Here is a 2,206-nt window from a genome sequence, read left to right as displayed (position 1 = left end):
TATCAAGGAAACGAAGAGGGCTATTTTGACCCAAATAGCGTTTATTCTTACAATGGTTCTTATTGGTATATAAATAATAATGCTCAAGTAGCTGTATGTCCAAATAGCAGTGATAAGATTTACTCTAATAGAAGCTATAAAGGATCGTGTCTAAATTACCACTATATGACACGCATTGACCTTTTGCAGTGGGTATTAACTGGAGGCTCACCAGCGCATTGCTCATCTGCTTCATCTGCAGATTCAGACTGCGACCCAAGAACTCCTAACCCAAATGATAACATAAGCGGTGGTATTTTATTATCATCTTATAATGGTATGCAAATCCTTTCTCCAATTAGTAGAATAAATAATTCTTTGCTTTTATCTTTAGCTAACGATTCCAAAAATGTTAAGCCCCGCGTTGGTTTAGAAATGTTTTCGTCAAACGTAGATACAAAAAAAGTATATATTGGCGATTATGATAGCTCAGGCAATACTGATCCAAATTATCCTTATACATATTTAATTAGAATGATAAACGGTGCAACTCCAGGTGGTGCAACGGCAACAGGACCAGCGATGAAAGCAGCTTTGGATTATTTTAATCAAGGCACTCTAGATATAGGTACAGATTGTAAAGGCCAAGGTTACTTATACGGAAATTATGGTTTCAGCTATGGCCAGGGTACATGGAAGGATCCTATGTATCAGCCCTGCAACCAAGACTGTATAACAAAAAACTGTGATTTTTGCTCTGCAGAGTGCGCCAATAACTATGTAATTTTGATGTCTGATGGTGATTGGAATACAGGTGGTGATCCACTAAAGCCTGCATGGTATATGCACAATAAATTTAAAAGGACGCTAAATAACACAGATTTTAAGATAAACAGAGTCTACAGTGTGGGTATGTTTTTAAGCACCGGAAGCGGTGCTTGTGGTTTTAAGGCACTAAAGAATGTTTCACTTTATGGGTCAAATAATTTTCCTACATATCCTACTAATTGTTCAAGTTGTGATAATGATTGCTCAAATACAGATTATGGCTATTACGGTGCATATGGCAGCTATTGCTACACGCCAAATCCAGACCCAACTCAAACAAATCCTCCAACAGCCTTTAGTGCAAACAATGCACTTGAGCTAAAAAACAGCCTTGCTGCGATATTTCAAGATATAGCAAAGAATGTTTCATCTGGCTCATCTGCAGCCATTGCAAGCTCAAGCAATCAGGGTTCTATTGTTTTGCAATCTGTATTTTGGCCCCAAAAAACATTTGATAATGGTAATACACTTTCTTGGGTAGGAAAGCTATATGCATGGTGGCTATACCAGAGCCCTGGTTCTGCGCCTTTGCTAAAAGCAGACAATGGCAACAAACAGCTTGACACGACAGACCCTACAATAACTTTTGGCACAAACCCATCAAGTGTATTTGACAACAACACACCGGTATTTGAATCAGGCGCGGTTTTGCTTAGTACAAGCCCAGACAAAAGGACTATTTATACTACAGTTGATGGCAAAACTTTAATAGACTTTAGTAGTGTTAATCTTAATAAAATAAGTCCTTATTTTGGCAGTTTGCCAGACTATCTGGGTAGCTCAAATCAAGCAACTAATTTAATAAACTATATACGAGGCACAGATATAAGTGGCGCAAGAAATCGCACCGTTACTCAAAGTGGTACAACAGGCGTCTGGAAGCTTGGTGATATTGTATATTCGTCTCCAGCTGTTATGCAGGCAGTTAACTATAACGACGCTTCAAAAACCTACAATGTTATATTTGCTGGTGCAAACGATGGTATGCTGCATGCGTTTCTTATGGGGCAGCCCATAAATACCTACCAAAAAGATACGATAGTAAAACTTTGCAATGATGATAAATTTACAACAGATAGTCAAGGAAACATAACCTGCACTGATGGCAATGACAAGGTGGGTAGTGAGCTTTGGGCATTTATACCAAAAAATTCCTTGCCGTATTTAAAATACTTAGCAGATCCAAACTATGATGCAAGCAAACATATATATTTTAATGATTTAGAACCTTTTGTATTTAGAGTTTTTACATCAAGCGGTGTGAAAACAATCCTAATTGGAGGTATGAGGCTTGGTGGTTGTGTAAATCCACCAAGTGATGCAAACGGTGCAGGTTATTCTTCATACTATGCACTTGATGTTACAGACCCCAAAAACCCAAGTTTGTTGTGGGAGTTTA

The 2,206-nt window shown here is 38.1% G+C and carries 1 pseudogene; it reads left to right on the top strand.

Going from position 1 to position 2,206, the window contains the following annotated elements:
* Positions 1-2,206 (top strand): annotated as a pseudogene (locus ACP5FO_RS07320) (hypothetical protein); the annotation flags it as partial.

The organism is Desulfurella sp. (assembly GCF_049977265.1).
In the GTDB taxonomy this organism is placed as follows: Bacteria; Campylobacterota_A; Desulfurellia; order Desulfurellales; family Desulfurellaceae; genus Desulfurella.
Note: the sequence above shows the minus strand (reverse complement) of the source record. Positions and strands in the feature narration are given on the sequence as shown.